This is a genomic window from Streptomyces sp. TE5632 (assembly GCF_054061295.1).
The window spans coordinates 5,733,358-5,759,262 of sequence record NZ_JBSSEA010000003.1; the positions used below are offsets into that span (position 1 = coordinate 5,733,358).

The following is a 25,905-nucleotide window of genomic DNA, read 5'->3' on the forward strand; positions in this document are numbered from 1 at the left end:
CGCGGTGCCCCGGCCCGAGTCCGCAGCTCCTGAGCGCCGACCGGTTCCCGTGGGCAGGGCCGTCCTTCCCCGGGGCCCGGACCCACGGGCGGCCCGCACCGCCTCCCACCCCGGCTCCACCGGGCACGCCCGCAGGGGCTCCCCCCGCCCCGGTCTCCCCAGACGTTCCCTTCCGACCCGCAAGGAGGCCCCGATGACATCGGCACCCCGCACCGCCGGCGACCCGCCCGACGCCCCGGCCGACCGGACCCTGCCGCAGCTGCTGGCCCGGAACGCACACGAGTACCCTCAACTCCCTGGTCTCTCCTGGCAGTCGGAGGACCCGGACGGCGACTGGACGACGCTCAGCTGGGCGGAGGTCCACGAGCACACCCGGAACCTCGCAGCCGGCTACCGAGCCCTCGGCGTCGGCCGCGGCGACCACGTGCTGCTGATGATGTCGAACCGGCCCGAACACTGGCTGTCGGACCTGGCGCTGGTCCGCCTCGGCGCGGTCCCGGTCAGCGTCTACGGCACCGCGGCCCCCGAGCAGATCACTCACATCGCCCGCAACTGCCGGGCCCGCCTCGCCGTTGTGGAGGGGGCGGCCCAGGTGGCGGTGTGGGAGCCGTTGCTGGCCGACGCCGGCACCCCGCTGGAGCGGCTGGTGGTGGCCGAGGCGGGTGCGGAGGACGGCCACGTCCCGTACGCCGCCCTGCTCCGCGAGCCGGTGCCCGAGCAGTTCGCCAAGGAACTGGACGCCGCCCGCCCCGAGGATCCGCTGACCGTCGTCTATACCTCCGGCACCACCGGCGAGCCCAAGGGCGTCGTCCTGACCCACCGCGTGGTGATGTCCAACGCCCTGGCGCTGGACGCCGTGGTGGAGCTGCCCCCGCACGTCGAGCACATCTGCTACCTGCCGTTCGCCCACATCGCCGAGCGGATGCTGGGCATCTACCTGCCCTGCCACCGGGCCTCACATGTCCATCTCTGCGCCGACCCGACGCGCGTCGGCGAGGTGGTGCGCAAGGTGCGTCCCGCGCAGTTCTTCGGGGTGCCGAGGATCTGGGAGAAACTGTCCGCCGCCGTGCGGGCCGTCCTCTCGCTGATGCCGGCCGAGCAGCGGGTGGTCATCGACCAGGCGTTCGAGGTCGCCCGCGAGCACGTCGGGTACCGCGAGCGGGGCGAGACGCCGCCCGCCGAGCTCGAGGAGCGCTACGTCCGCGCCCGCAAGGACGTGCTGCTGCCCCTGTTGGCCGCGGGCGGTCTGGACCGGGTGACCTGGTCGGCCAGCGCGTCGGCGCCGATGTCGGTCGACGTGGTGAGGTTCTGGGCCGGCTTCGGCATCGTCATCATGGACGCCTGGGGGCTGACCGAGACCACCGGCGTGGCCACCAGCAACAGCCCGAAGACCGGCTTCCGGATCGGCTCGGTGGGACGCCCGGTGGAGTCCGTGGAGATCCGCGTCGCCGAGGACGGCGAGATTCTGGTGCGCGGCTCGTCCGTCTTCTCCGGCTACCTCCAGCCGGACGGCTCGGTGCGGTCCGCCCTGGACGCCGACGGCTGGCTGGCCACCGGCGACATCGGCCGGATCGATGAGGACGGCTACCTCTGGCTCACCGACCGGAAGAAGGAGATGATCATCACCTCCACCGGCAAGAACGTCTCGCCGGCCCTGGTGGAGAACGCTCTCAAGGAACACCCGCTGATCGGCCAGGTGATGGTGCACGGCGACAACCGCTCCTACCTGGTCGCCCTGCTGGTGCTCGACGCGGAGGCCGCCCCCGCCTGGGCCGCGGCCAACGGCGTCGAGGCGGAGGGGGGACTGGCCGGGCTGGCGCGGCATCCCGCCGTCCGGGCGGAGGTGGACCGCGCGGTGGCCGCCGCCAACACCCGGCTCAACCGCACCGAGCAGGTCAAGCGGTACGAGCTGCTGGCCGAGGAGTGGGGTCCGGCGACCGGCGAGCTGACGCCGTCGCTGAAGATGCGGCGCCGGGTCATCCGGGACAAGTACGGCGACGAGCTGTCCGGGCTCTACCAGGACTGACCCGGGCCGCGTCCCTTCCGCCCCCGGCGCCCCGCGTCCGCACCGCCCGGCGCTTCCCGTGCACGAAAAGCGGCCGCCCAACCCCCGGGACCGGGGGTGGGCGGCCGCCGCGTCCAGGCCGGCTCAGAGACCGTAGGTCTTGCCGATGACGTCCCGCTGGATCTCGCTGGTCCCGCCGTAGACCGTGGAGACGACCGCGGCCCGCAGGTGGCGCTCCATGTCGAACTCCGTGGTGTAGCCGTAGCCTCCCATCATCTGCATGCCCTCCAGGGCGGCCCGTTTGGCGATCTCGGTGGCCTTCAGCTTGGCCATGGACGCCTCCCGCGGGAACAGCCTGTCCGGCTGCGCGTCGCAGTCCAGAGCCACCTCCCGCACCAGCAGCCGGGTGCACTCGATCTCGGTGGCGAGATCGGCGATCCGGTGCCTGAGTGCCTGGAAGGAGCCGACGGGTCGCCCGAACTGCTCGCGTTCGCGGACGTAGGCGACGGCGTCGTCGAAGGCGCGGCGCGCCAGGCCCAGCATGTTCGCGGCCAGGAAGAGCCGCTCGTGGTTCAGGCCGGCCATCAACTGCCGCCACCCGTCGTCCACCTGGCCGACGACGGCGTCCGCGGGCAGCCGCACGCCGGTGAGGAGGACGTCGTTGACCTCCCGGCCGCGCATCGTCTCGATGCCCCGCACCTGAACACCCGGGGTGTCGGCGGGCAGATGGAACATGGTCAGACCGCCGTGCTTGTCCTCGCCGGTGCGGGCCACCAGCAGAATGCTCTTCGCGCAGTGCGCGTTGGAGATCCAGGTCTTCTGACCGTCGATCACCCACGTGCCGTTCCGCTCCTGCCGGGCGCGGCAGCGCAGCGCGCCGACGTCCGACCCGGCCTCCGGCTCCGACATGGCGATGGACAGGACGTCGCCGCGCACGGCGCCGGTCAGCACCTCGCGCCGCTGCCGCTCGGTGCCGAACCGCTCGTACGCCTTCGCGGTGATGACGGTGGTGATGAAACCTCCGCACGGGACCATCCCGTACGAGGTCTCCTCCAGGAAGAGGCAGGCGTCGGCCAGCCCGCCGCCGGAGCCTCCGTACTCCTCGGGCAGACACGCCCCGAGCCAGCCCAGGTCGGCGAGCCTTCCGTACAACTCGGGGTGGTGGGCCTCGCGGCCGCCCCCGGTCAGGGCGTCGCGCTGCTCTCGGGTACCGCACTCGCGCTTGGCGAAATCGCGCACGGCCGCGGCGAAAGCGGCCTGTTCCTCGGTGAGTCGACTGCCCATCAGGTCCTCCGGGATCCGGGTGCCGGTCGGCGGCTCGGTCAGGGTCGGGCACACAGGTGAGTTACAAAGATATGGTAGTTGTTTCAGCGCCTCTCAGGGAGTCGTTCGCCGGTATCGTGAGGAGCGCCATGAGAACCGACGCGAACGACTCGTGGCTCACCCGGGCCCTCGCCCGGCCGGAGCCGGAGGACCGCATGGCGCGGCGGATCCTCGACGCGGCACTGGAGCAGTTCACCCTCCTGGGTCTGCGCCGCTCCTCCGTGGACGACGTCGCCAAGCGGGCCTGCGTCTCCCGGGTCACCGTCTACCGAACCCGGGGCGGTTCATTCTTTAAGAGGTTGCGCAGACAGGTGGTGGCCAGAGTGGGGGTGGCAGGTGAGGCGCGCACAGGTTCCTTGAGCACGGAGTTGCGACGCTCTGCGATCGCCGGGAGATCTGTGCCCGTACCGCCGTCACGGGGTCAGTGCCGGCGACCGGCTGTGGGTGGGAGCGGTCAGCGCACCAGCTCGGTGGCCAGGAGGTCCATCAGGAGGCCGTCGTGCCAGGTGCCGTCCGGGCCACGCTCGTACTGCCGCATGACGCCGACCGGCCGGAAGCCGACCTTGGTGTAACAGCGGATCGCCGCAGTGTTGTCGGCTGCCGGGTCGATGATCAGACGGTGATAGCCGTGGACATCGATGAGATGGCAGGCCAGTGTCCGTACGGCGTCGGTGCCCAGGCCCCGGCCGTGCACGGTGGGATCGAGGAAGAGGTCGATGCCGGCGTGCCGGTAGTCCGGCTCTTCCTCGGCGTACCACTGGATCATGCCGATGATCCGCTCTCGGTAGTCGACGGTCAGGGACAGGGTGCCGGAATCCTCGAGGTCGGCTGCGATGTCTGCCTCGAGATCGTCTCCGCCCCTCCATCGTGCACGCACTTCCGATGTGCCCCGGATGGCGGCCAGAGCATGGATGTCCTCACGGATGGTGGGGCGGAGGACGACGGAGGCACCATGCAGCGCAGTCATGACCAGAAACTTTACGTGACCGCCTCGGAGCGGCTCGGCGCTGGAATGAGCTCGGAGTCCGAGCGATCTCGTGGGCGGCGCCTCGGGCGGTTGTCCCAGCGGTGGGTCGCCCGGGAACGTCGGATCAGGCTGCGGACGGTGATGATCGTGTCGGCGAGGTCGAAGAAGGCGTCGATGACGGTGGTGCGGCGTTCGTAGCAGCGGACGAGCCGGTGGAAGGCGTTGTGCCAGGCGTGGGTGCGCTCCACGTGCCACCGCCGGGTGGCCTGGAGGGGCGCCTTCTCGCCCTTGTGCGCGATCCGGCCGTGCAGTCCGCGTTCGTCGAGGGTGATGCGGGTCTTGCCCGAGTCGTAGCCGGCATCCAGGTGCACCGTGATCTCGTCGGGCAGCGGTCCGAGATCTGCCAGGCGGTCCAGGGTCGGGGCCAGCAGTGGGGAGTCGTGGCGGTTGGCACCGACCAGGACACGGCCCAGCGGAATTCCATAACCATCTGTCATACCCGAGCATTTCAGGCCCTGTTTGCCGCAGTCGACCGGTGAACGCCCGGCCACCTCGCCGCCTCCGGGAGCTTTGGTGATGGAGCCGTCCACAGCGATCTGGTCCAGGACGAGGCCGACGATCCGGTCGTAGGAGTCGAGCGCGATCTGTTTGAGCCGGACGAAGACGCCCTGTCGCATCCACTCGTCACGGCGGCTTCGGATCGTGGTGGCCGAGCAGGTCGAATCGGCGATCGCCTGGTAGGAGCGGCCGAACCGCAGGAGTTGCAGCATCTTGTCGAAGACGATCCGGTCGCTGATGCGGGGGCGGTGGCAGCCCAGCGGATGGCCCGGGTGGTAGGCCGGCCGCTCCGGCAGCAGCGCGGCGAATTGGTCCCAGAGCGGTTCGGTCAGCCGTGACGGCAGTACAGGCACGGCTCTCCCCGGTGAGCACTGAGCGTCGCAACTCCGTGATCGTCAAGACCTGTGCCTGCCTTGCTGCCGGGGTGCACCACCACGCCTGTCCGCGCGACCTCTAAGCGGTGCCTGTGGACGTACCCGACCTTGAGCACCGAGTGGAACGACTCCGCGGCGGCGTTGTCCAGCGCGGACCCGACCCGCCCCATGGACTGGGCCAGGCCCCAACGGGCGCAGAGGTCCTGGAACGCCTCACCGGTGTCTCCCCAGGCTCAACCGCCGACGGCAACGTCGTCACCGAGCTCCGAGCCGACCGCGCATGGTCAGTTTCCGGCTGCCGCCGTCATCCAGCGGGCTTGGCGTGCCTTTTGGCCCCAGTGGCCCTCATGACACCCAGCCTGGGCAGGGTTCGGGAGCAGCTCGTAGCCCGACCGTGTGACGTGCCCGGCCGAAGTGCGGCTGCGTTGCGCGCCGGTCCGTCCCACCCGCGGCGCAGGGTGCTTTCGTCGGGGGGCCGGGTGTGCGACGGCTCCTGTGTCGGTCCTGACGGGCCGGCCGACGTCCAGCCATTCTCCTGCGCGTCGTCCGGTTGCTGAGGACTTCCGTCCGCAACGCAGAAGGAGAGATCGTGGTGGCAGGAAACGTCAGCGAGAGCCGCGAGGCGGTGCCCGCGCAGCTCCTCAGGGGCCAGAAGGCGCTGGTGACCGGCGCCAACTCGGGCATCGGCCTGGCGACCGCCATCGCCCTGGGCCGGGCCGGAGCGGACGTCGTGGTGAACTACGTCGTCGGTGCGCACGAGGCAGAGAAGGCCGTGGCGGACATCGAGGGCTTCGGGGTCCGCGCCTACGCTCACGAGGCCGACGTGTCCGACGAGGCACAGGTGACCGCCATGGTCGCGCGGATGGTCGAGGAGTTCGGCACCATCGACATCATGGTGGCCAACGCGGGCCTCCAGCGGGACGCGGCCGTGACGGAGATGACGCTCGCCCAGTGGCAGAAGGTCATCGACGTCAACCTGACCGGCCAGTTCCTGTGCGCAAGGGAGGCCGCCAAGGAGTTCATCCGGCGCGGCGTCGTGGAGGAAGTGTCCCGGTCGGCCGGGAAGATCATCTGCATGAGCTCGGTCCACCAGATCGTCCCGTGGTCGGGGCACGTGAACTACGCCTCCTCCAAGGGCGGTGTGGGCATGCTGATGCAGACCCTCGCCCAGGAGCTGGCCCCCCAGCGGATCAGGGTCAACGCGATCGCACCCGGCGCCATCCGCACCCCGATCAACCGCGACGCCTGGTCCACCCCCGAGGCCGAGGCCGACCTGCTGCGCCTCATCCCATACCGCCGCGTGGGCGACCCGGACGACATCGCCAACGCCGTCGTCGCCATGGCATCCGACCTGCTCGACTACGTCGTGGGCACCACCCTCTACGTCGACGGCGGAATGACGCTCTTCCCCGGCTTCGCCACCGGAGGCTGATCCCCGATGCAGGACCACGTCACGCCCCGCCGGGTGGTGATCCTCGGCGGGGGGTTCGCCGGGCTGTTCGCCGCTCGCGCCCTGCGGCGGTCACCGGTCGCGGTGACCGTGGTCGACCGCCGCGCCCACCACCTTTTCCAACCGCTGCTCTACCAGTGCGCCTCCGGCATCCTGTCCGAGGGGCAGATCGCGCAACCGCTCCGCGGGGTCCTGCGTCGTCACCACAACGTGAGCTGCCTGCTCGCCGAGGCCACCGACGTGGATGTCAAAGCCCGGCTGGTCCACGCCCGGCGGCCCGACGGCGGAGCTGTCGAGTTGCCCTACGACGATCTGATCCTCGCGGTCGGCATGCGCCAGTCCTACTTCGGGCACGACGAGTTCGCCGCGCACGCGCCCGGCATGAAGACGCTGGACGACGCGCTGGACATCCGCCGGCGGATCTACCGGGCGTTCGAGATGGCCGAAACGGCGGCAGACGACCGGGAACGGCGGCAGTGGCTCACCTTCGCGCTCGTCGGCGGCGGGCCGACCGGTGTCGAACTCGCCGGACAGATCCGGGAGATCGCCGGCCACACGCTCGACCGGGAGTTCCAGACGATCGATTCAGCCCAGGCCCGGGTGCTGCTCTTCGAGGGATCCGACGCGGTGCTGGGCGCGTTCGGCCCCCGACTGGCCCACCGTGCGGCCCGGACCCTGCAGAGCCTTGGTGTGGAGCTCCATCTGGGCACGATGGTCACCGACATCGACGCGCACGGCCTGACGGTACGTGACCATGACGGCAGGACGACCCGGTTCGAGGCACGCACCGTGCTGTGGACGGCGGGCGTCGAGGCGCCACCCATCGCCGCCGCGCTGGCCCGGGCAACCGGCGCCGACCAGGACCGGGCCGGACGCATCAAGGTCGAACCCGACCTCACCATCCCCGGCCATTCGGAGATCCGCGTCACGGGCGACGTGATGAGCCTGAACCGGCTGCCGGGCCTGGCCGAGGTCGCCATGCAGTCGGGCGCCTACGCGGGCCGGATGGTTCGCCACGCCGTCGAAGGCAGGACGAAACAGCCGAAGCCCTTCAAGTACTTGGATCTTGGCAGCGCCGCCTACATTGCCCGCGGCCGGGCCGTCGTCAAGGCCGGCCCGCTGCATCTGTCGGGTTTCATCGGCTGGCTCGCCTGGCTCTTCATCCACCTGGCCTTCCTCACCGGCTTCCGCAGCCGACTGGGGGCGGTGCTCAGCTGGTCCGTCGCCTTCGCCACCAGCTCGCGCCGTGAACGCGCCTTCACCATGCCCGACACCGACGCTTCGGCCACCCGGGCGCCCGGGCCGAAGGCGCCTCCGCCGCCTCCCTGACGACGGCCCCGGCCGGCCCTCTACGGGCACCCCTCCGAATCCTGTCCCTCCTCAGCCCCGCCGCCCCCGCAGGGCAGACCATCGAGGCGCACATGCTCAGCACAGCTGCCCTTCTGGCGAACAGCACCCCGGACCAGCTCTTGCCGGCTCGAGAGCTGATGGCCTTCACCCTGGCCTCGCACATCCTGCTGGTCCCGTTCGGTGTGGCACTGCCGTTCATCACGTTGCTCATGCACCACCGGGGGCTGCGCCGCAACGACGCCGTCGCGCTCACGCTCGCCCGGCGCTGGTCGGCGGTGATGGCCGTCCAGTTCGCCGTCGGCGTCGTCACCGGCACCGTGCTGTCCTTCGAACTCGGCCTGCTGTGGCCCGGCATGATGGGCCGCTGGGGTGACGTCTTCGGCCTGGGGTTCGGCATCGAGGCCTGGGCGTTCTTCCTCGAGGCCGTCCTGATCGCGATCTACCTCTACGGCTGGCGCCGGCTCAAGCCGTGGACACACTTCTGGCTCGCCGTACCGCTGCCGCTGGCCGCCCTGATGGGGGCGTTCGGCATCATCGCGGCCAACTCCTGGATGAACACCCCGCAGGGGTTCGAACTCGACGCCCAGGGCAATCCCGTCAACGTCAATGTGCGGCAGGCGATCTTCACACCGATGTTCGGCCCGGAGTACTGGCACTTCGTGGTCGCGATGCTCCTGACCGCCGGCTACGTGGTCGCCGGAGTGTACGCGGTCGGCTGGCTGCGCGGGCGCCGCGACCGCTACCACCGACTCGGCTTCACGCTGCCGTTCACCGTGGCCGCGATCCTCACACCGGTCCAGTTCATGCTCGGCGACTCCGCCGCTCGCGCCGTCTTCCACAAGCAGCCGATCAAGTTCGCCGCCATGGAACTCGTCTGGGAGACCGACACCCACGTACCGGAGTACATGTTCGGACGGCTGCATCCCGACGGGACGATCTCCGGCGGACTCAAGATCCCCCAACTGGACTCGATCCTCGCCGGATTCAGGCCCGACACCAAGGTGACGGGCCTGTCGTCGGTCGCCGCGAGCGACCGCCCGACGGCGACTCAAGCCACCATCGCCCACTGGGCCTTCGACATCATGGTCACCATCGGCAGCCTGCTGATCCTGCTCGCGCTCTGGTACGCCTGGTCCTGGTGGCGCCATCGGGACAACCCCGGCGGCCGCTGGTTCTACCGCTGCGCCGCGCTCGCGGGGGCCGCCTGCCTGGTCACCGTCGAGTGCGGCTGGATCACCACCGAGGTCGGCCGCCAGCCCTGGATCGTCTACAACCACATGAGGGTCTCGGAGGCAGTGACCGACACCCGCGCCGAATCGCTGTGGGCGATGCTCGGCATCGTCATCGTCGTGTACGCGGCCGTCTTCGGGGCGTTCCTCGCGGTCGTCCTGAAGATGCGAACTCGCTGGCGCATCGCCGACGAGGGCTACGCCGCCGCGCGCGGCGGACCGGCCCCGGAGACCGACACCCCCTACGGGCCCAGAGGCGAGCCGGAGCCCCCAGCCGCCGGGGCCGCGTCAGGTGGCGGATCAGAGCGCACCCCCGGCGGTGCGCTCTGATGGCCGATCTCATCGCTTGGGTGATGGTGCTCGCGATCGCCGCCTACGCCTGCGCCGGGGGCACCGACTACGGCGCGGGCTTCTGGGACCTGCTGGCCGGAGGGGTGGAGCGCGGCGAGCGGCCCCGCCGGCTGATCGACCACGCCATGGCGCCGGTCTGGGAGGCCAACAACGTCTGGTTGATCTTCGTCCTGATCGTCATGTGGACAGGCTTCCCGACGATGTTCCAGGCCGTCTTCGCAGCCATGTGGCTGCCGCTCGCACTCGCCGCCGTCGGGCTGGTGCTCCGCGGCGCCGGATTCGCCCTGCGCAAGCCGACCCGCCGCCTGGCCCAACGGCGGATCTACGGCGCGGCGTTCGCCGTCTCGTCACTGCTCACGCCGTTCTTCTTCGGAGCGGTGCTCGGCGGCATCGCCTCCGGTCGGGTCAAGGTCGGCACGACCGCCTCCGCGGACGCCTGGGCCAATCCGACCTCCGTCCTCACGGGTCTGCTGGCCATCGCCGCCACCGCGTTCCTCGGGGCGGTGTTCCTCTGCTCCGACGCCCGACGCTTCGGCGCGGACGACCTCGTCGACTACTTCCGTGTGCGGGCTCTGTTCGCCTTCGCCGCCGTCGTCGTCCTCGCGATCGTCGCCCTGCCCGTCACCCACGACGACGCCCGGTACGTCTGGGAGGGCCTCACCGAGGGCTGGGGCCTGCTGCTGGTCGTCCTGGCCGCGGTCTGCGGTCTGGCCACGGTGCTGCTTGTGCTGCGCCGCTCCCACGGCTGGTCCCGCTACACCTCGGTGGCGAGCGTCGCCCTGACCGTCGGCGCCTGGGGCTTCGCACAGCGGCCCTACCTGCTGCCCACCTCGCTGACGGTGGCCGAGGCGGCCGGGGCCGCGCACACCCTGCGCTGGCTGGTGATCGTCACGGTCATCGCGATCGTGCTGGTCGGCCCGGCTCTGGTGCTGCTCTACCGGCTCGACACCATGGGTGAGCTGGAGGAGCTCACCGACGCCGACACCCGGGCCGCCAGAGCCCCCGGGGACAACCTGTAGCGGCGCTGCGCCTGGTCGTGCGGCAAACGTGCGGCATTCTCGTCAGCGCAACCGTGCGGCGATGCGATCGCCCACCCGCAGGGCGTTGGCCATGGCGGTCAGGGACGGGTTCACCGCGCCGATGCTGGGGAAGAAGCTGGTGTCCACGACGTACAGGTTGTCGAGGTCGTGGGCCTTGCAGTCGACGTCGAGGGCCGAACTCCTCGGGTCCTCGCCGAACCGCACGGTGCCGGCCTGGTGCGCGGTGGCGCCGATCGGCATGCCCTTGTGCAGGTAGATGCTGTGATCCAGCAGGTGGTGCTCGTGCATGCCCAGGTGCCCGAGCATGCCCCGCAGCTTGTGCTGGAGACGCTTCAGCCCGGCGATGTTGTTCTTCTCGTCGAGAGCCAGGTGGATGCGGTCGTCCTTGTCGAGGGTGACGCGGCTCTCGGGCAGCGGGAGGTCCTCTCCGCACAGCCAGAAGTCGACGGCGTGGTGGGCGAGTACCTCGAACGGCATGTCGGGCGCGACCGCACCCGCCCAGCGCGGCGCCTCGCCGTGGATCTGGTCGGCGTCCGACTTGCCGAGCATCTGGATGCCGCCGAGCGGGTAGTCCCAGTCGTCCGCGCCCAGGTACCAGTCGTGCAGCGCCAGGGTCTTCTGGAACCTGGTGGGGTTCGGTTCCTTCGACACCGCCATGAGCGCGAGGTTGTTGTGCCGCATGTAGTGGCGTCCCACCACGTCCGAGCTGTTGGCCAGGCCGCCGGGGTGCTTGTCGTTGGCCGAACGCAGCAGCAGTACGGCGGAGTTGACCGCGCCGGCGGCGACCACCACGATGTCGGCGCCGAATCGCTCGGTCGTTCCGTCGCCGAGCTCGGCGACGACCCTGGTGACGGTGCGTCCGGTCGGGTCGGTCTCCAGGCTCCGTACGTCGGCTCCCGTCACCATCGTGACGTTGTCGTACTTCAGCGCCGGGTCGACGCAGACCACTTGAGCATCGGACTTGGCGCCCATCAGGCAGGGGAAGCCGTCGACCCGGTCGCAGCGGATGCAGACGCTGTCATGGGTGGCCCCGCCGTTCTCACCCTGGGTGAGGTTCACACCGATGGGCAGGTGGAAAGGGTGCAGTCCCCCACTCTCCAGGTCGTCGCTGAGCTGCTGGATGCGCGCCTCGTGCTCCACCGGCGGGTAGGCGTACTGCGCGCTGGTCGGCCCTTCGGTGGGGTCCTCGCCATGCCGGCCGTGCACCAGGTAGAGGTGCTCGGCCTGGGTGTAGTACGGCTCCAGATCCTCGTAGCGGATCGGCCAGGCCGGTGAGATGCCGTCGTGGTGGCGCAGTTCGCCGAAGTCCTCGGGCCGGAGCCGGAAGAGCGCGGCGCCGTAGAACTTGGTGTTGCCCCCGACGTAGTAGTTCACCTCCGGGGGGAACTCGTTGCCGTGCTTGTCGTACCAGAACTCCGGGGCACGGTACTTGCCCTTGACGAAGACTGCGGTGGAGTCCCAGTTGTCCCGCTCCCGAGGCAGGTAGCCGCCGCGTTCCAGGATCAGGATCCGCTTGCCGGTGGGGGCCAGCCGGTGGGCGAGCGTACCGCCGCCCGCTCCCGTACCGATGATGATGACGTCGTAGTGCTGATCGTCGGCCATGAGGGTTTCCCGTTCTAGGAGTCGTGGGCTGTCCTGGCCGTAGCGCCCGTCCGGGGCCCCCGGGCCGTGCTGTTCCGGACAGACACTCGCGCAATCGGGATATTCGGCGCCAATTTCAACTTATCGGGTGGGCCGGGCGGCGGCGACCCGACGGAGTCGAACAGGTGCGCCGTAACCTCATTGCCCGGACGGCGCGCACCGCCTGGTCGACGATGGTCTGGGGGTCGGCCACCGCGTCGACGGTCAGGCCGGGCTCATCCGGCCGCAGCGGTTCCAGGGCGGCGTACTGGGAGTCCGCCAGCTGGGCGGGCATGAAATGGTCCACACGGCCTGCGACCCGCCGGTCGGCGGTCGCCCGGTCGAGCGCCAGGTGCAGGAACCACGCGCCTGCGCCTGCCCTACGGAACAGATCCCGGTACTCGCGCTTGAGCGCCGAACACGCCACCACCCCGCCCCGGCCGGCGGCGGTTGCCTCCCGGATCCAATCGGCGATGGACAGCAGCCACGGCCGCCGGTCCTCGTCGTCGAGTGGGCGACCCGCGGCCATCTTGGCGCGGTTCGCGGCCGGGTGGACGTCGTCCGCCTCCAGGAAGGGGACCGTGAGCCGCTGGGCGAGCAGGCGCCCCACAGTGGACTTCCCCGAACCCGAGACGCCCATGACGACCACGACCGTGGGCGCCGGGGTCACAGGATGGCGATCGGGTTGACCGGGGCGCCGGTGGCGTCCGGCAGCCTCAGCGGGGCGATCACGCACAGGAACGACCACCGTCCCTCCTCCTCGCAGGCCGGTGCCAGGTCCTCGAACTGCAGGTAGTCCAGCAGGTGAAGGCCCATGGCGTGGATCGCCAGCACATGCACGGGGAAGTCGACGCCCTCGGTGGAACTCGGGGCTGTGTCGTTGTTCCCGTCGCCGCCGAGCACGGCGACCCGCCGGTCCGCCAGGAACTCCAGCGCGGACGGATGGAGCCCCGCGCGCGCGTCCGCCGCGTGCCACGGTCCGAGCTCGGCGCGGCGCCGGCGGTGGCCGACCCGGACGAACAGGAGGTCGCCCTCTCCCACGCGGAGGTGCTGGGCGGTCTCGGCCGCGCCGAGGTCGCCGGCGGTCACGTGATCACCCGGTTCGAGCCACGGCACACCGCGCAGCCGCGGGATGTCCAACAGCACGCCGCGTCCGACGATCCCGTCGTGAGCCGCCTCGATGGAGAGCGCCGTGGCGCCGCCCGCCGTGACGGTGCTCGCGGCCACGCCGCCGTGCAGCGTGCCGTCGTAGACCACGTGGCAGAGGGCGTCGATGTGGCTGTCGGCGTCACCGTGCACGTTCATCGCGAAGCTGTCCATCGCGAACCGCAGCCCGCCCGAGGCGTCATCCCCCGCCTGCCCCCTCATCCGGTGCCTCGCCGGTTCCGGATTGTCCGGACCGGGTGACGTCTCCACCGGCGCGGCCAGCGTCACCGTCCGGCCGGTGCGCACCTCGCGGGTGGCGACCACCACCCGGGCAGGAGTGAGCGCGTCCAGAGCACCCCGGTTCCCCGAGGCCCAGGCGGCGCGCGAGACCAGTCGCCGGTACAGCACACCGAACTCGTCCTCGGTAAGCCGTGGCAGTCCTGCCGGACGGGCACGGGTGACCATGGGTCAGTGCCCGTTCTCCGCGTCGAGCGCCTGGTCGAGGGTGATGGCCGCCATGATGAGCGACAGATGGGTGAACGCCTGGGGAAAGTTGCCCAGTTGCTCCCCACTCGGACCGATTTCCTCGGCGAACAGCCCGACGTGGTTGGCGTAGGTCTGCATCTTCTCGAAGGCGTAACGCGCCTGGGACAGCCGTCCCGCCCGGGCCAGCGCGTCGACGTAGAGGAAGGTGCACAGGCTGAAGGTGCCCTCCGAGCCGCGCAGCCCGTCCGGCGAAGCCGCCGGGTCGTAGCGGTAGACGAGGCTGTCGGAGACGAGCTTGCGGTCCATCGCGTCAAGCGTGGAGAGCCACGCCGTGGTCCGGGGAGCGATGAACCCGACCCTGGGCATGAGCAGCAGCGAGGCGTCCAGGACGTCACCGTCGTAGTGCTGGACGAAGGCGTGCTCCTTCTCGCTCCAGCCGCGCTCCATGACCTGCTCGAAGACGGCGTCCCGCGCCGTGCGCCACCGCTCCAGATCGGCGGGCCTGCGGAAGGCGTCGGCCAGACGCAGCCCGTGGTCGAAGGCGACCCACGACATCACCCGGCTGTAGGTGAAGTTCTTGCGGCCGCCGCGGGTCTCCCAGATGCCCTCGCCCGGCCGGTCCCAGGCGTCGGCGAGCCAGTCCAGCGTCCTGGCGAGCGCCTGCCATCCCTCGAAACTGGCCTGCTGCGCGATCTCGGCCCCTTGGGACACCGCGTAGAGGGCCTCGCCGTAGATGTCCAGCTGGAGCTGGTCGGCGGCGCCGTTGCCGATGCGGACGGGCGAGGAGCCGCGATAGCCCTCGAAGTGATCGAGTGTCTCCTCCGGCAGGTCGGGATCGCCGTCGATCCGGTACATGGTCTGGAGCGGCTCTCCCGCCTTGCCCTCGCGCTCGTGCAGCCTGTCCACCAGCCAGTGGACGAATCCGGTGGCCTCGTCGACGAAGCCGAGGTCCAGCATGGCCCGCACGGACAGCGCGCTGTCGCGTACCCAGGTGAACCGGTAGTCCCAGTTGCGCTCTCCGCCGACCTGTTCGGGCAGGCCCGTGGTGGCCGCCGCGACCAGGGCGCCGGTGGGGGCGTAGGTGAGGAGTTTGAGGGTGATGGCCGAGCGGTGCACCAGCTCGGGCCACCGTCCTCGGTAGCGGGACTGGCGCAGCCAGTGCTGCCAGAACCGGGCGACCTCGTCGAACTGCCCGTTGAGCCCGTCGACCGTGGGGGGTGCGGGCGCCTCGCCGCCGGACGCGCAGACGGTGAACACGCAGCCGCCGGACTCCCCGGCGTTCAGCCTCACCTTTCCGCGCACGTCCTGACCGTCCCGCTCCAGCGGGAAGGTGGCCCGCAGGTGCCCGTCGATCCCGGGGGCCCGGAACAGGGCGCCGTCGTCTCCGAGTTCGAGCTCGTGCTCGGCCCGGCCGTAGTCGAACCGCGGCCGGCACTCGAGGGTGAACTCGACGGTCCCTCGCACGGCCCGGACCAAACGGACCAAGGTGTGCCGGTCGGTGGCAGTGCGGCTCTGGGCCAGAGGCATGAAGTCGAGCACCTCTCCCACCCCGTCCGGTGACAGGAACCGGGTGACCAGGATGGCGGTGTCGGGGTAATAGAGCTGCTTGCAGGTCCCGTCGGGATGCTCGGGGGACAGCCGCAGGTACCCGCCGCCGTCGTGGTCGAGCAGGGCGGCGAAGATGCTGGGCGAGTCGAACCGGGGAGCGGCGAACCAGTCCACGACACCCTGCGACGAGACCAGCGCGGCGGTCTGCAGGTCGCCCACCAGGCCGTGTTCGGCGATGGGAGGGTAGCGATCCATGGATGCTCCGAAGTCTTGAAAAGAACCCCCTACGTCCACTATCGGCCACTCGGGTGGTCCCTGCGCGTCGGAAGCGACCCAAGTGACCGGAGGCGCTGGAGCCGAGCAGCGCATCCGGCTTGCCGCCCCCCACCTACCGGGCGTTACTTACTGGAGTCGGTCGGTCGCAATCAGGAGAGTTCCGGCGCTCGGGCACCGTAGCGCCCCGGTGGGTCCGTCGGCGAGCGATGGAGGTGGCGCATGGAGATGATCCACGTCCGGCTGGTGAGCCCCCCTGATCTCACCCCCCGGGCGGTCGGGCTGCTGACCGACGACCGCTATGTCTTCAACCTGGTCGTCCTTGCCGAAATGGCGCACAACCCCGACGGCGACGCGATCGAGTGCGACATCCTGGCAGGTGCGGCCAACGCCGTGCTGCGCGGGCTGAGAGAGCTCGGCCTCGACCGCCGTGGATCCATCGTCATCGAGCCGATGGAGATGGCCTTCTCCGGCCTCGCCGCCGAGGCGGAGCAGCGGCAGCTCGGGGCGCTCGCCTACGCGCCCGTCTGGGAGGAGGTCGAAGCGCGCATCCGCTCCGGAGGCACCTACGGGCCGAGTTTCTACGTCTATCTGGTCGTCGCGGGCGTCCTCGCGGCGGTGGGGATCTTCACCAACTCCCAGATCCTGATCGTCGCGGCCATGGTGGTCGGACCGGAGTACAGCGCCATCAGCAGCGTCGCGCTGGCCATCGACCGGGGCAACGTCACCAGGATCCGGCAGGGGTTGTCCGCACTGACCGTGGGATTCCTGATGGCCATCGTGGTGACGTTTCTGTTCTCCTGGGCGATCCGGGGCCTCGACCGTCAGCCCAAAGCGTTCGCCCTGGGCATCAGGCCGGTTTCCGCACTCATCGACACCCCCAATCTCTTCTCCGTCGTCGTGGCGGTACTGGCCGGCATCGTCGGCATCATGTCGCTGACCCAGGCCAGGTCGAGCGCGCTGCTCGGCGTCTTCATCTCGGTCACCACCATCCCGGCCGCCGCCGACATCGGCGTCTCCTGCGCGTTCTCCAGCTGGAGCCAGGCGCGCGGATCCCTGGCCCAGCTCCTGCTCAACATCGTGCTGTTGATCCTGGTGGGCGTGTTGACGCTCAAATTCCAGCGGGCGGTCTGGCGGCGCATCGCCCGTCGCGAAGGGCGCGCGAGCAGCGGGTGACGCCGCCGTCCCCGCCCAGGAGACAGCACGAGCGCCCGTACGTCGACCGCCGCCCGCTCCTGTGGCCTCAGCGGGCGAACCTGCCCGGCGATCGCGCCGACAGGAACGTGTCGTGCTTGACCTGGCCCATGAGGGGCCGCACGCTCCCGACGGGAGGGCCGGCACCACGGGCCACCACTACGCCGACGTCCGAGCACGCCGGCCGGGCGGACCGAGGAGGCCACGCATGCAGGAGAGCCGCACCGGACGGCAACTGACCCTCCGTCACGGCACGCACAGTGCCGTCGTCGTCGAGCTCGGCGCGGCCCTTCGGTCATACGCGGCCGGTGAGCGCACCGTGATCGACGGATTCGCCGAACAGGACCGGATCACCGGCGGGCGCGGCCAGATCCTGGTGCCGTGGCCCAACCGGATCCGCGACGGCCGCTACCCCTGGGACGGGCAGGATCTGCAGCTGCCGCTCACCGAGCCGACCGGCGGCAACGCCATCCACGGGCTGCTCCGGTGGGTCGCGTGGCAGGTCGTGGAGGCGAGCGACAGCCGCGCCGCCCTGGAGGTTTCGCTGTGGCCGCAGCCGGGCTACCCGTTCCACCTCCACGTCCGCGCCGAGTACACCCTGGGCGAGAGCGGGCTCGACGTCGCCGTCACCGCGCACAACCTCGACGTGAGCGCCGCACCCTACGGCTTCGGCCAGCATCCCTACGTCACCGCGGGCACCGCCGTCGTCGACCAGGCCGTGCTGACCGTCCCCGCACGCACATGGCTGCGCACCGATGAGCGCGGCCTGCCGGTCGCCGCCGAGCCGGTCGCCGGGACCGAGTACGACTTGCGAACGCCACGAGCTGTCGGTGCGCTCCAGCTGGACACCCCCTTCGGCGACCTCGACCGGGACGCGGACGGTCGGGCCGTGGTGCGCCTGGCCCACCCGTCGGGTGCGTTCGGCACGGACGTGTGGCTCGGTGAAGACGCCGACTACGTGCAGCTCTACACCGGCGACACCCTCCCGCCGGGGGAGCGCCGTCGTGCGGTCGCCATCGAGCCGATGACCTGCCCACCCGATGCCTTCCGCAGCGGCACCGGGCTCGTCAGCCTCGGTCCCGGCGAGCAGCACACCGTCCGCTGGGGGATCACGCCGTGGGGGGAGTGACGACGCCGTCACGGCACCCGACATTCACGCGGCACTCGGCGGAGGTCTGGCCCGGTCGGCCGCGCGGCCGACCGGCGAGAGCACCCACTCGTCCCACCACCCCGCACCGAAAGGGCCGCATGTGACGACGGACCAGGTGCTCATCGGCGTGGGCCTGATCCTGGTCCTGGCCGTCGGATCGCAGATCCTGGCCAGCCGCCTGAACATCCCCGCCCTCATCGTCCTGCTGCCGGTGGGCTTCGCCGCCGGCGCGCTGATCGACGACGTCGACCCCGAGCAGCTGCTGGGGGCGGCGTTCTCACCGCTGGTGTCGCTGGCCGTCGCCGTGATCCTGTACGACGCCGGACTCGGGCTGGACCTGGCGAGGCTGAAGGGCCACACCCGCCGCGTCGTCGTCCGGCTGATCTGGATCGGTGTCCCGATCACCGGGCTGCTCGGCACGCTCCTCGCCGCGCCGCTGCTGGGGATGTCCTCACGGGCGGCCGTCATGATCGGCGCGATCCTCGTGGTCTCGGGGCCGACGGTCGTCGGACCGCTGCTCAGCTTCGTGCGACCGAAGGACCGCCTCCAGCGCCTCCTGATCTGGGAAGGCTCCCTCATCGACCCGGTCGGCGGCGTCCTGGGAACACTGGTCTTCCACGGGGTCGTGGCCAGCTCGCGACACCGCCTCGGCAGTGGGATGGAGTACTTCCTCGCCAGCATGGGCATCGGAGTGGCCGGAGGAGCGGTCGGGGCGGCTCTGCTGTGGGTGCTGTTCCGGGTGCTGCGGCTCGGCGAGGTACTCGGCACCACGGCGCAGCTTGCCGCGGTGATCGGTGTGGCGGCGTTCTGCGATGTCCTGCGCGACGACACGGGACTCATCGCCGCCGTGGTGATGGGCCTGGCCGTCGCCAACCTCCCCAGCATGGACGTACCCGCGCGTCGGCCCTTCTTCGAGACCCTGGTCAGCCTGATCCTCGGCCTGCTCTTCATCTCGATCTCGGCCACCATCACCCCGTACTCGCTGCGTCATGTGGGTCTGCCCGCGCTCGGGCTCGCCGCCTTCCTGGTACTGGTCGTCAGGCCGATGGTCGCGGTCGTGTCCACCCTCGGCACCGAACTGACACGCGGCGAGCGGGGCTTCATCGGCTGGATGGCGCCGCGCGGTATCGTCGCGGCCGCCACGGCTTCGACGTTCTCGGCGGACCTGGTGGCCAAGGGGATCGGCGGCGCTTCGAAGATCCTTCCGGCCACGTTCGTGGTCATCGTCGCGACCGTGACGCTCTACGGCCTGACCGCCTCGCCCGTCGCCCGGCGCCTGGGCGTGGTGCGCCCGTCCCGCTCGCGGCCCCTGCTGGTCGGCGGTGACCCCTGGGTGGTCGACCTGGGCGTGGCCCTGAAGTCAGCGGGGCTGGAGGTGCTGATGTGGGCAGGGGAAGAGCAACAGCGCGAACGTATCCGGCAGGCCGGGATCGAGCTCGCGTCCGGTGAGCTGCTGGGCGCCGCCACGGGCGGGGCCGCCGAGCTGGAGGGCATCACGGCGGTGTACTTCCTCACCGCCGAGGACGACTTCAACGCACTGGCGGCGGTGCTTCTGCGAGGCAGCGTGGAGGGTACGGTCCACCGTCTCAACGCACCGGCCGACAGCCACGGCGTGGTGGCGCCGTTCATCGGTGGTGAGGTTCTGTTCGGCCCGGATCTGACCTGGCCGACGTTCTCCCGCAGGTACGAGGACGGGGCAGCCGTGCTGGGGCAGCCCGCCGACGACGCCCTGCGGCCAGGCAGCGATCTGCTGTTCCTCGTGCGCCGGGACGGCCGCCTCGATCCGGTCACGGAAGGCAGTACACCACTGCCCCGGCCGGGGGACACGGCCGTCCTGCTGGTCCCGGGCACGCGGGGTACCGAGAGCCCGCCGGAGTAGGCCGACGTCGGCTGTCGGCCGTCCGAAGCTCCGCCCCAAGTACCGGGGGCCGGGCCTCTGCGCGTTGGAAGGGGAATTTGCTGCGGCCGGGTTCGAGTCCTGTCCGCGAGCCGCCGGTTCTGGCCCTCCCCGCTTGTTCGCGCACTCAAGGCAGGCGTCGAGGAGACAAGGACAGGAACAGACGGGCAAAGACCAACTGATGCTTATCCCCCCGACAACGACCTTCTCTTCGGTGTGCTGCCCTCGGTGACCGCCTCAAGCCGGTCACCGAGGGCAGCACGCCACTGCCTGAGCCGGGAGGCCCCCTGGTCCTCCTGACTCCCGCCGAGGGCGGGCGGTCGGCCATCGGAAGGAAGGGGGCTATGAGTGGTCCGACCTCACAAGGCGATACAACAAGCCCGCCCGCACCCCCACCTCGCCAGGCCCTACCGACAGGCGATCCTCGGCACGGATACGCCGTGATGCCGAATCGGGCACTGGCCGCCATGATCGGTCTTGAGGGTGAGCGCGTGGGCGGGAGTCGAGTTCGCGCTGTGTGCCCTGATCGTCCCCCGTAGTAGTCACCACCCCAGGGCGATCACGGATCAGTGTTACGGCCGGGAGGGCAGTGATGTCGCAGGAGACAGCCGCTGCTCCACACCCAGCGGGGCGCGCCGTTTTCGAGGAGCGGGCGGCCTGGTGGCAGGGGTGCTCGGCGCTGTGTTTCTCGGCCCCGCCATGTGGAGTACGAACCGCAGGGGGAGCGGCCCGGCCCCTTGCGGATTCCGGAGGAGCGGCCCGCCCACCGGATCCTGGAACTCGTGCCGATCCCTTTCGGCCCAGTGAGTCCTCATTCCGGTTTTACCGAGGCGCCGCGGCGATCATGGCTGGTTGCCCCAGCTCCGGAATCATGGCTCAATCCTGCTGTGACGCGCGCATGTCGGAGGTCTCGGCGTGACCTCTCCGAGCCGTCCGGTCGAGCCTGACGGAAAGCCCCTTGCAGTCGCCACGGACCCGCTCTCACTCGTCCGCAGCCGCGGTTACGCGGTTCTCCTCCTGATCGCGGCGGTTCTCGGCGTCCCGATCTCGGCGGCGGCTTTCGGCTTTCTCGCACTCGTCAACAAGCTCCAGTCGCTCACCTACACGGACCTGCCCAAGGCCCTGGGCTTCCATGACACGCCCAACTGGTGGCCGGTGCCGCTGCTGGCCGTGGCCGGGCTCCTCGTCGGCCCGATCGTCCGATACCTCCCCGGCAACGGTGGACACGAGCCGGCCCACGGGTTCGTGGCCTCGGGCCCGACCCCGACAGTCAATCTGCCCGGCGTGGCGCTCGCCGCGCTGGCCTCACTCGGCCTCGGGGCTGTCATCGGGCCGGAGGCCCCGCTCATCGCCCTGGGCAGCGGCCTCGCCGTGGCCGTGCTGCGACTGACGCGGAAGTCGTTCCCGAAGCAGGCGACCGCCGTCGTGGGAGCCTCCGGGAGCTTCGCCGCGATCAGCACCCTGCTCGGCTCACCGCTGCTCGGAGCGTTCCTGCTCATGGAAATGTCCGGCTTGGGTGGACCGATGCTCGGCGTTGTCCTGGTGCCCGGATTGCTCGCCTCCGGTATTGGTGCGCTCATCTTCACTGGCTTGGGCTCGTGGACCGGCCTGGGCACCTACTCGCTGACCCTGCCGAACGTCCCCCATGCCGCCACGCCGGACGCCGCCGGGTTCGGCTGGGCGCTCCTGATCGGGGTAGCGGCGGCTCTGCTCGGCGCCGGGATTCGGTGGCTCTCCCTCTGCTTGCTGAAACTGGTCGAACCGCGACGGCTGACGGCCACCCTGCTCGCGGGCGTCGTCGTCGGTGTGATCGCCCTGCTCTACGCGGAGTGGACCGGCCACACGGCATCGGAAGTCCTGTACTCGGGACAGAGCGGTCTCGGTCCCCTTCTCACTGCGAACGCACAGTATTCGGCAGGCGCACTTGTGGTGCTCTTCGCCTGCAAGGCAGTGGCGTATTGCGTGTCCATGGCAGCTTTCCGTGGTGGCCCGGTGTTCCCCGCCATGTTCGTGGGCGCAGCCGGAGGCATCGCACTCTCCCACCTGCCCGGGCTCGGCGTGACCGCTGGGCTCGCGATGGGCGTGGGCGCGATGTCGGCGGCGATGCTCAAGTCCCCCATGACCTCCTTGTTGCTGGCCACCCTGCTTCTGGGCCCAGAGGGGCTCACCGTCATGCCGCTGGTGATCGTGGCGGTCGTGGGCTCCTACGTCCTCACGCTCAGGTTGACCCCGCCGCCGACCGCCACATCCCCCACCGAGCAGGACGCAGCCGGGCCGCCGAGCGGCTGAGCTGCCAGGGGGTGCGGCCAGCAGCTCGTAACCTCCCGTCGTAGGCCAACGCCCGCCATCGCAAGATCGGCTGGCCAGAGCCACAATCGGCGCTCCACTGCAGGTCAGGATCGGCCCCTGGATCCGTCTCAACATGCCGCCCGGCTCGCCGTACCCGCACGCCCGTCCCAGCGAGCAGGTTGCCCAGGCAGCGCGGCCCCCGGGGCCCGGTTACGGTCCGTCGGGCGCGGCCCGCTCGGCATGCGCCGGTTGCGGGCGTGACCGTCGTCTTCGGCTGGCGCTGCGCCTGCGCGGCGGCGCGACGAGCTGCGCGGCGCCACAGCCGGCACTGCGGACACCAGGGCGGCGGTCTGCAGATCGCCCACCAGGCCTTGGTCGGCGAGGGGGACAGCGGTCCATGAGCGTCCCATCCCCAAGGTTCCGACGCGATCCACTATCCGGCAGGCCGTATACGGGCGCCTCCCGGAGCCGCGGACAGGGCCATCGGCCCGCGGTACCCACGAGCCGGTCGCCCGAGAGCACAGGCGGCTGCGCAACACCCACGGGCCCCTACCGATTGCGGGCCTGCGGTGGTGCCGCATTTCATGGATCCCATGCAGCAACAAACCTCTCCACCAGACGGTGCCGTGCCTCCGATGGAGCGATCGCACTGGGTGGCCTTCGCCGGAATCCTGCTATTGGTCAGCGCCCTCTTCAACCTGCTCAACGGATTTGTGGCGATCCTCAATCACGGCTACTACTCGACCGTCTACTCCGAGGGCAACCGGCTGCTCATCTTCAACTACACGGCTTGGGGCTGGATCTGGGTCGCCATCGGCATCGTGATGGCCCTGGCGGGTATCGGCGTGCTCGTGGGCTCCAGAGCGGCGCGGCTGACGGGCATCTGTCTGGCAGCGCTCTGTCTCGTCGGTCAGATGATCTTCCTTCCGGTCTACCCGTTCTGGTCTCTGTTCACGATGGTGATGTCCGTGCTGGTCATCTACGGTCTGCTAGCCGAGCCGCGGCACGTGCACGGCGCGCGCGTGTAGCGCAGCACAGGCCCGGAGGACATTGCCGCATCGGGGCACGGCTCGCGGCGGTTGTCGCGTCTGTGGTGGCACCCCTACTGGCACACCGCCCGCTCGGTGCCGGCGGCGCGCACCGAGCTGCGGCAGCTGGCCCGTACCCGGGGAGCAGCGCGGGCGGCATGAAGGTTCACTCAGCTTGTCATTCATCCAGTTCGGCGCGGCTTTGTGCCGGCCTTGTGGTGGGCGGGACGGCTGAACGCCTCGCCGGCGGAAAGGACTCTGCCCACGTCATGACGGGGAGCCGGGCGGCGGTTCTTCGAATGATTTTGTGCGTGCGGGCTGCGGTGAGGTCATGCGTCCGGCCTGGCAGTGCGGGCGAGATCCACAGCACGTCACCGGTCGGGGCGGTGACGACCTGCACGTTCACGCCGTGTCGGCGGTGCTTGGCGGAGTAGTGGGCCCGTCCGTCGCCGGTGCGGTCGCACTCGGCAAGGGTGCCGTCGAGCAGGACGTAGTCGGGGTCGTGTTCGCGCAGGACTTTGAGCAGGCCCGGTGCTCGGCCGGCGAGCAGGTTGATCACCTTCGCGGTGTAGGCGTGGGCGGTGCCGACCGAGATCCCGAACGCGGCGGCTGTCTGGGCGAGGGTGTCGTGTTTGCGCAGGTACGCCAGGGCGACCAGCGCACGCTGGTGCGGCGGGAGCTTGCAGCGCCGGTCACCCTCGCGGGTGACGATGAGCATCGTGACCCACTCGACCAGGGCGTGCGGCAGGTCGAGCGCGGCAGGACAGGGGCCAACGAGGCTTCTGTGCGGGTGGGTTGAGAATTCGAACACCTCCCTCAACGGCACGGGAGCCTCGTGCGTTGCGCACCCCACGACCATCACCCGATCAGCGGGCCAGTTGAAAAAGCTCATTGGTCGAATTCGGCGCAGGGGAGGAGCCGGAGCCTTCTTGGCTTCCCTTCCGGCGAGACGGCCCTCACCCGTCACAGGCTCGAGCCAGCTGAGCGGGCGACGCGGGACCGTGGCCTCGCCGCGCTCGCCGGTGCGGTGCCCCGGCGTACCCAGGACCAGGCCGAGAGCGTCGGTGCTCAGGTGCCGCTTGCGTCCTTGCGTCTTGTTTTCGGTGACGACGGCCATGGTGGTGGCGGGACCGGTATTCGCTCACTTCCAGGCGCTCCCGGGAAGCGACTCGTCTCTATGGTCCTCACGCTCCTGATGCGCCGTCAGGTAAGTGGGCATCTGGTCAGTCGCAGCCCTCGCACTTTCTGCGACGGGTGTCCGAACAGGCACTTGGCCGACGATGTCACAGCGGTCTGGTTCGCATGGAAGCGCAGACAGGGAGCCTTCTCGTCGGAGTGAAACGATGTTCCACACATTCTTCGAGTCCGACGCGTGCCGTTGTACAGTGAAAAACGCCCTTGACCTGCAGAAAGCAGGCAGGGAGCCGTCTTCCGGGAGTCCAGCATGCTGCGCACCATGTTCAAGTCCAAGATCTAGCGTTTGGGTGTTTGCGCAGGTCAGAGGCACGATGGAGTCGCTCGGGTCAGCAAACGGTCAGCACTGGGTACGGAGGCGTCCTGGCTTGCTGACTGGTGACCGCCGAGGCGGGGGACCTGGGCGCAGATGCCTGGCTCCCACTCGGAAGGTTTGCTACGTGGCTCGGCAACTCGCCCGCAGCATGGGGTCGGGAGCCCGATGCCGAGGCTGACGTAGTCGCCGTCCTTGAGTTCCCGGGCCGCGCGGTCTTCGCCGTGTGCCAGTCCGCCGTGCACGGCTTCCAGCGCTTGATCGGCGACCGCGGACGCGGAGCGGGCTTCCGCCGGCCGTGAGCCGCTGGCCGAAGGTGTCGGTGTCGCCGACGCTCCCCACGCCGTGGTGGGCGGGATCGACGACGACGGCCAGGGGGTCGGCGGTGTCGGCCCGTACGGCGAGGCGGTCGGCGACCAGGACCCCGGTGGCATAGCTCTGCCGACCGTCGAGCACGAAGCCGGCGGCCGTCCTTGCCGGCGGGGCACGATCCGCGGCAGATCGTCCTCGTGGTCCTGGCCGCCGGAGGCGTTCAGCTGTCGGGCGGGTGGGACGGATCCCGGATACGCGGGAGGAATGGGTGATGTCGGACGGCGAGACCATCGGAAGGCTCTCCAGGTGAGGGAGGCGCGGGCGTCGGTGACCACCGGGCGGCGCACGTTCGTGGATGCCGGGCAGACACAGCGCGGGGCACGGGGCAGTGGCTGGAGTTCCGGCGTCATCACGCTCGCCGCGTCCCTCAACGCGGCCGGTACGGCCGCCGCGCGCGGCGGAGCCGGTCCGGCCTCGATCGTACGGGCGCACCGCGAGCGTGTGTCAACCACACCCGGAGAACCGCTCAACACCGGTCCGGTATCCGGGCCGTGGTTGACGAGAAGCGAGATCTGCTGCTCAATAGGTCGCATGAATGCCGAGCAGCGCCTGGTCACGCGTGGCCACATCGACTTCGGTCGGGTGTGGTCCGCAGCGTGTTGCGTCTGATGCGGCAGCGGGCCGTCTGACCGGCCCTTCCCTCCCTCGGTGACCCCGTCGCGGGCCGAGTTCCTCCCTTCGTAGCACAGTCGTACGCATGAGCCCGGCACACACCGGGTCCGCGTACGGACGGTCCTGCGAGCCCTGA

The 25,905-nt window shown here is 70.3% G+C and carries 17 protein-coding genes and 3 pseudogenes; 11 read left to right on the forward strand and 9 right to left on the reverse strand.

From position 1 onward, the window contains the following. Positions 1-193: 193 nt before the first annotated feature. A complete protein-coding gene (locus tag ACVW19_RS31315) occupies positions 194-2,026 on the forward strand; it encodes an AMP-dependent synthetase/ligase (RefSeq protein WP_457463694.1) in 1,833 nt (610 codons plus the stop codon). A gap of 123 nt (positions 2,027-2,149) precedes the next feature. Here the strand turns inward: ACVW19_RS31315 and ACVW19_RS31320 are convergent, their stop codons facing one another. Further along, a complete protein-coding gene (locus ACVW19_RS31320; RefSeq protein ID WP_457463695.1) occupies positions 2,150-3,289 on the reverse strand; it encodes an acyl-CoA dehydrogenase family protein in 1,140 nt (379 codons plus the stop codon). Positions 3,290-3,417: 128 nt separating this feature from the next. Between ACVW19_RS31320 and ACVW19_RS31325 the strand changes: the two are divergent. Continuing rightward, positions 3,418-3,600, forward strand: a pseudogene (locus ACVW19_RS31325) (helix-turn-helix domain-containing protein); the annotation flags it as partial. A 182-nt stretch (positions 3,601-3,782) separates the two neighbouring features. Here ACVW19_RS31325 and ACVW19_RS31330 read toward each other — a convergent pair. Both ACVW19_RS31330 and ACVW19_RS31335 read right to left on the reverse strand, forming a co-directional pair. Further along, positions 3,783-4,295, reverse strand: a complete 513-nt coding sequence (locus ACVW19_RS31330; RefSeq protein ID WP_457463697.1) for a GNAT family N-acetyltransferase — start codon at positions 4,293-4,295, stop codon at positions 3,783-3,785. An 11-nt stretch (positions 4,296-4,306) separates the two neighbouring features. Further along, positions 4,307-5,206, reverse strand: a complete 900-nt coding sequence (locus tag ACVW19_RS31335) for an IS5 family transposase (RefSeq protein ID WP_457463699.1) — start codon at positions 5,204-5,206, stop codon at positions 4,307-4,309. A gap of 613 nt (positions 5,207-5,819) precedes the next feature. Between ACVW19_RS31335 and ACVW19_RS31340 the strand changes: the two genes are divergently transcribed. The 4 genes from ACVW19_RS31340 (at position 5,820) to ACVW19_RS31355 (ending at position 10,626) form a co-directional block, all read left to right on the forward strand. After that, entirely contained in the window at positions 5,820-6,659 is an 840-nt protein-coding gene (locus ACVW19_RS31340; RefSeq protein ID WP_457463700.1) for an SDR family oxidoreductase, read from the forward strand. Positions 6,660-6,665: 6 nt separating this feature from the next. Beyond that, positions 6,666-8,006, forward strand: a complete 1,341-nt coding sequence (locus tag ACVW19_RS31345; RefSeq protein ID WP_457463702.1) for an NAD(P)/FAD-dependent oxidoreductase — start codon at positions 6,666-6,668, stop codon at positions 8,004-8,006. Between the two features lie 92 nt (positions 8,007-8,098). Further along, a complete protein-coding gene (locus ACVW19_RS31350; protein ID WP_457463703.1) occupies positions 8,099-9,586 on the forward strand; it encodes a cytochrome ubiquinol oxidase subunit I in 1,488 nt (495 codons plus the stop codon). Then, positions 9,586-10,626: a cytochrome d ubiquinol oxidase subunit II gene (locus ACVW19_RS31355; protein ID WP_457463705.1), complete on the forward strand. Its 1,041-nt coding sequence runs from the start codon at positions 9,586-9,588 to the stop codon at positions 10,624-10,626. The genes ACVW19_RS31350 and ACVW19_RS31355 overlap by 1 nt, the downstream gene beginning before the upstream one ends. 42 nt (positions 10,627-10,668) lie before the next feature. Here ACVW19_RS31355 and ACVW19_RS31360 read toward each other — a convergent pair whose 3' ends face one another. From ACVW19_RS31360 to ACVW19_RS31375, 4 genes are all read right to left on the reverse strand, one after another. Beyond that, positions 10,669-12,249 carry a GMC oxidoreductase gene (locus ACVW19_RS31360; RefSeq protein ID WP_457463707.1) on the reverse strand — a complete coding sequence of 527 codons (1,581 nt, stop codon included), beginning with the start codon at positions 12,247-12,249 and terminating at the stop codon, positions 10,669-10,671. A gap of 115 nt (positions 12,250-12,364) precedes the next feature. Continuing rightward, on the reverse strand, positions 12,365-12,907 hold the full coding sequence (locus tag ACVW19_RS31365; protein ID WP_457464865.1) for a gluconokinase: 543 nt from the start codon (positions 12,905-12,907) through the stop codon (positions 12,365-12,367). A 26-nt stretch (positions 12,908-12,933) separates the two neighbouring features. Continuing rightward, positions 12,934-13,878 (reverse strand): cyclase family protein, encoded by a 945-nt coding sequence (locus ACVW19_RS31370; RefSeq protein WP_457463709.1) that lies wholly within the window; start codon positions 13,876-13,878, stop codon positions 12,934-12,936. A gap of 3 nt (positions 13,879-13,881) precedes the next feature. Further along, complete coding sequence (locus ACVW19_RS31375; RefSeq protein ID WP_457463710.1) at positions 13,882-15,702, reverse strand: glycoside hydrolase family 15 protein; 1,821 nt, start codon at positions 15,700-15,702, stop codon at positions 13,882-13,884. A 240-nt stretch (positions 15,703-15,942) separates the two neighbouring features. On the opposite strand from ACVW19_RS31375, the gene ACVW19_RS31380 reads away from it, so the two are divergent. The 5 genes from ACVW19_RS31380 (at position 15,943) to ACVW19_RS31400 (ending at position 23,278) form a co-directional block, all read left to right on the forward strand. After that, positions 15,943-16,896 (forward strand): DUF389 domain-containing protein, encoded by a 954-nt coding sequence (locus ACVW19_RS31380; RefSeq protein ID WP_457463712.1) that lies wholly within the window; start codon positions 15,943-15,945, stop codon positions 16,894-16,896. 226 nt (positions 16,897-17,122) lie between these two features. Beyond that, positions 17,123-18,043 carry an aldose 1-epimerase family protein gene (locus ACVW19_RS31385; protein ID WP_457463714.1) on the forward strand — a complete coding sequence of 307 codons (921 nt, stop codon included), beginning with the start codon at positions 17,123-17,125 and terminating at the stop codon, positions 18,041-18,043. A gap of 121 nt (positions 18,044-18,164) precedes the next feature. Continuing rightward, positions 18,165-19,943, forward strand: coding sequence for a cation:proton antiporter (locus tag ACVW19_RS31390; protein WP_457463715.1), 1,779 nt, complete (start codon positions 18,165-18,167; stop codon positions 19,941-19,943). A 933-nt stretch (positions 19,944-20,876) separates the two neighbouring features. Next, positions 20,877-22,250, forward strand: a complete 1,374-nt coding sequence (locus tag ACVW19_RS31395; protein ID WP_457463716.1) for a chloride channel protein — start codon at positions 20,877-20,879, stop codon at positions 22,248-22,250. A 584-nt stretch (positions 22,251-22,834) separates the two neighbouring features. Next, complete coding sequence (locus ACVW19_RS31400; RefSeq protein WP_457463717.1) at positions 22,835-23,278, forward strand: DUF7144 family membrane protein; 444 nt, start codon at positions 22,835-22,837, stop codon at positions 23,276-23,278. Positions 23,279-23,573: 295 nt separating this feature from the next. Here ACVW19_RS31400 and ACVW19_RS31405 read toward each other — a convergent pair. Further along, positions 23,574-23,996: pseudogene (locus ACVW19_RS31405) on the reverse strand (transposase family protein); the annotation flags it as partial. A gap of 1,074 nt (positions 23,997-25,070) precedes the next feature. Continuing rightward, positions 25,071-25,256 (reverse strand): annotated as a pseudogene (locus ACVW19_RS31410) (acyl-CoA dehydrogenase family protein); the annotation flags it as partial. Between the last annotated feature and the right edge of the window lie 649 nt (positions 25,257-25,905).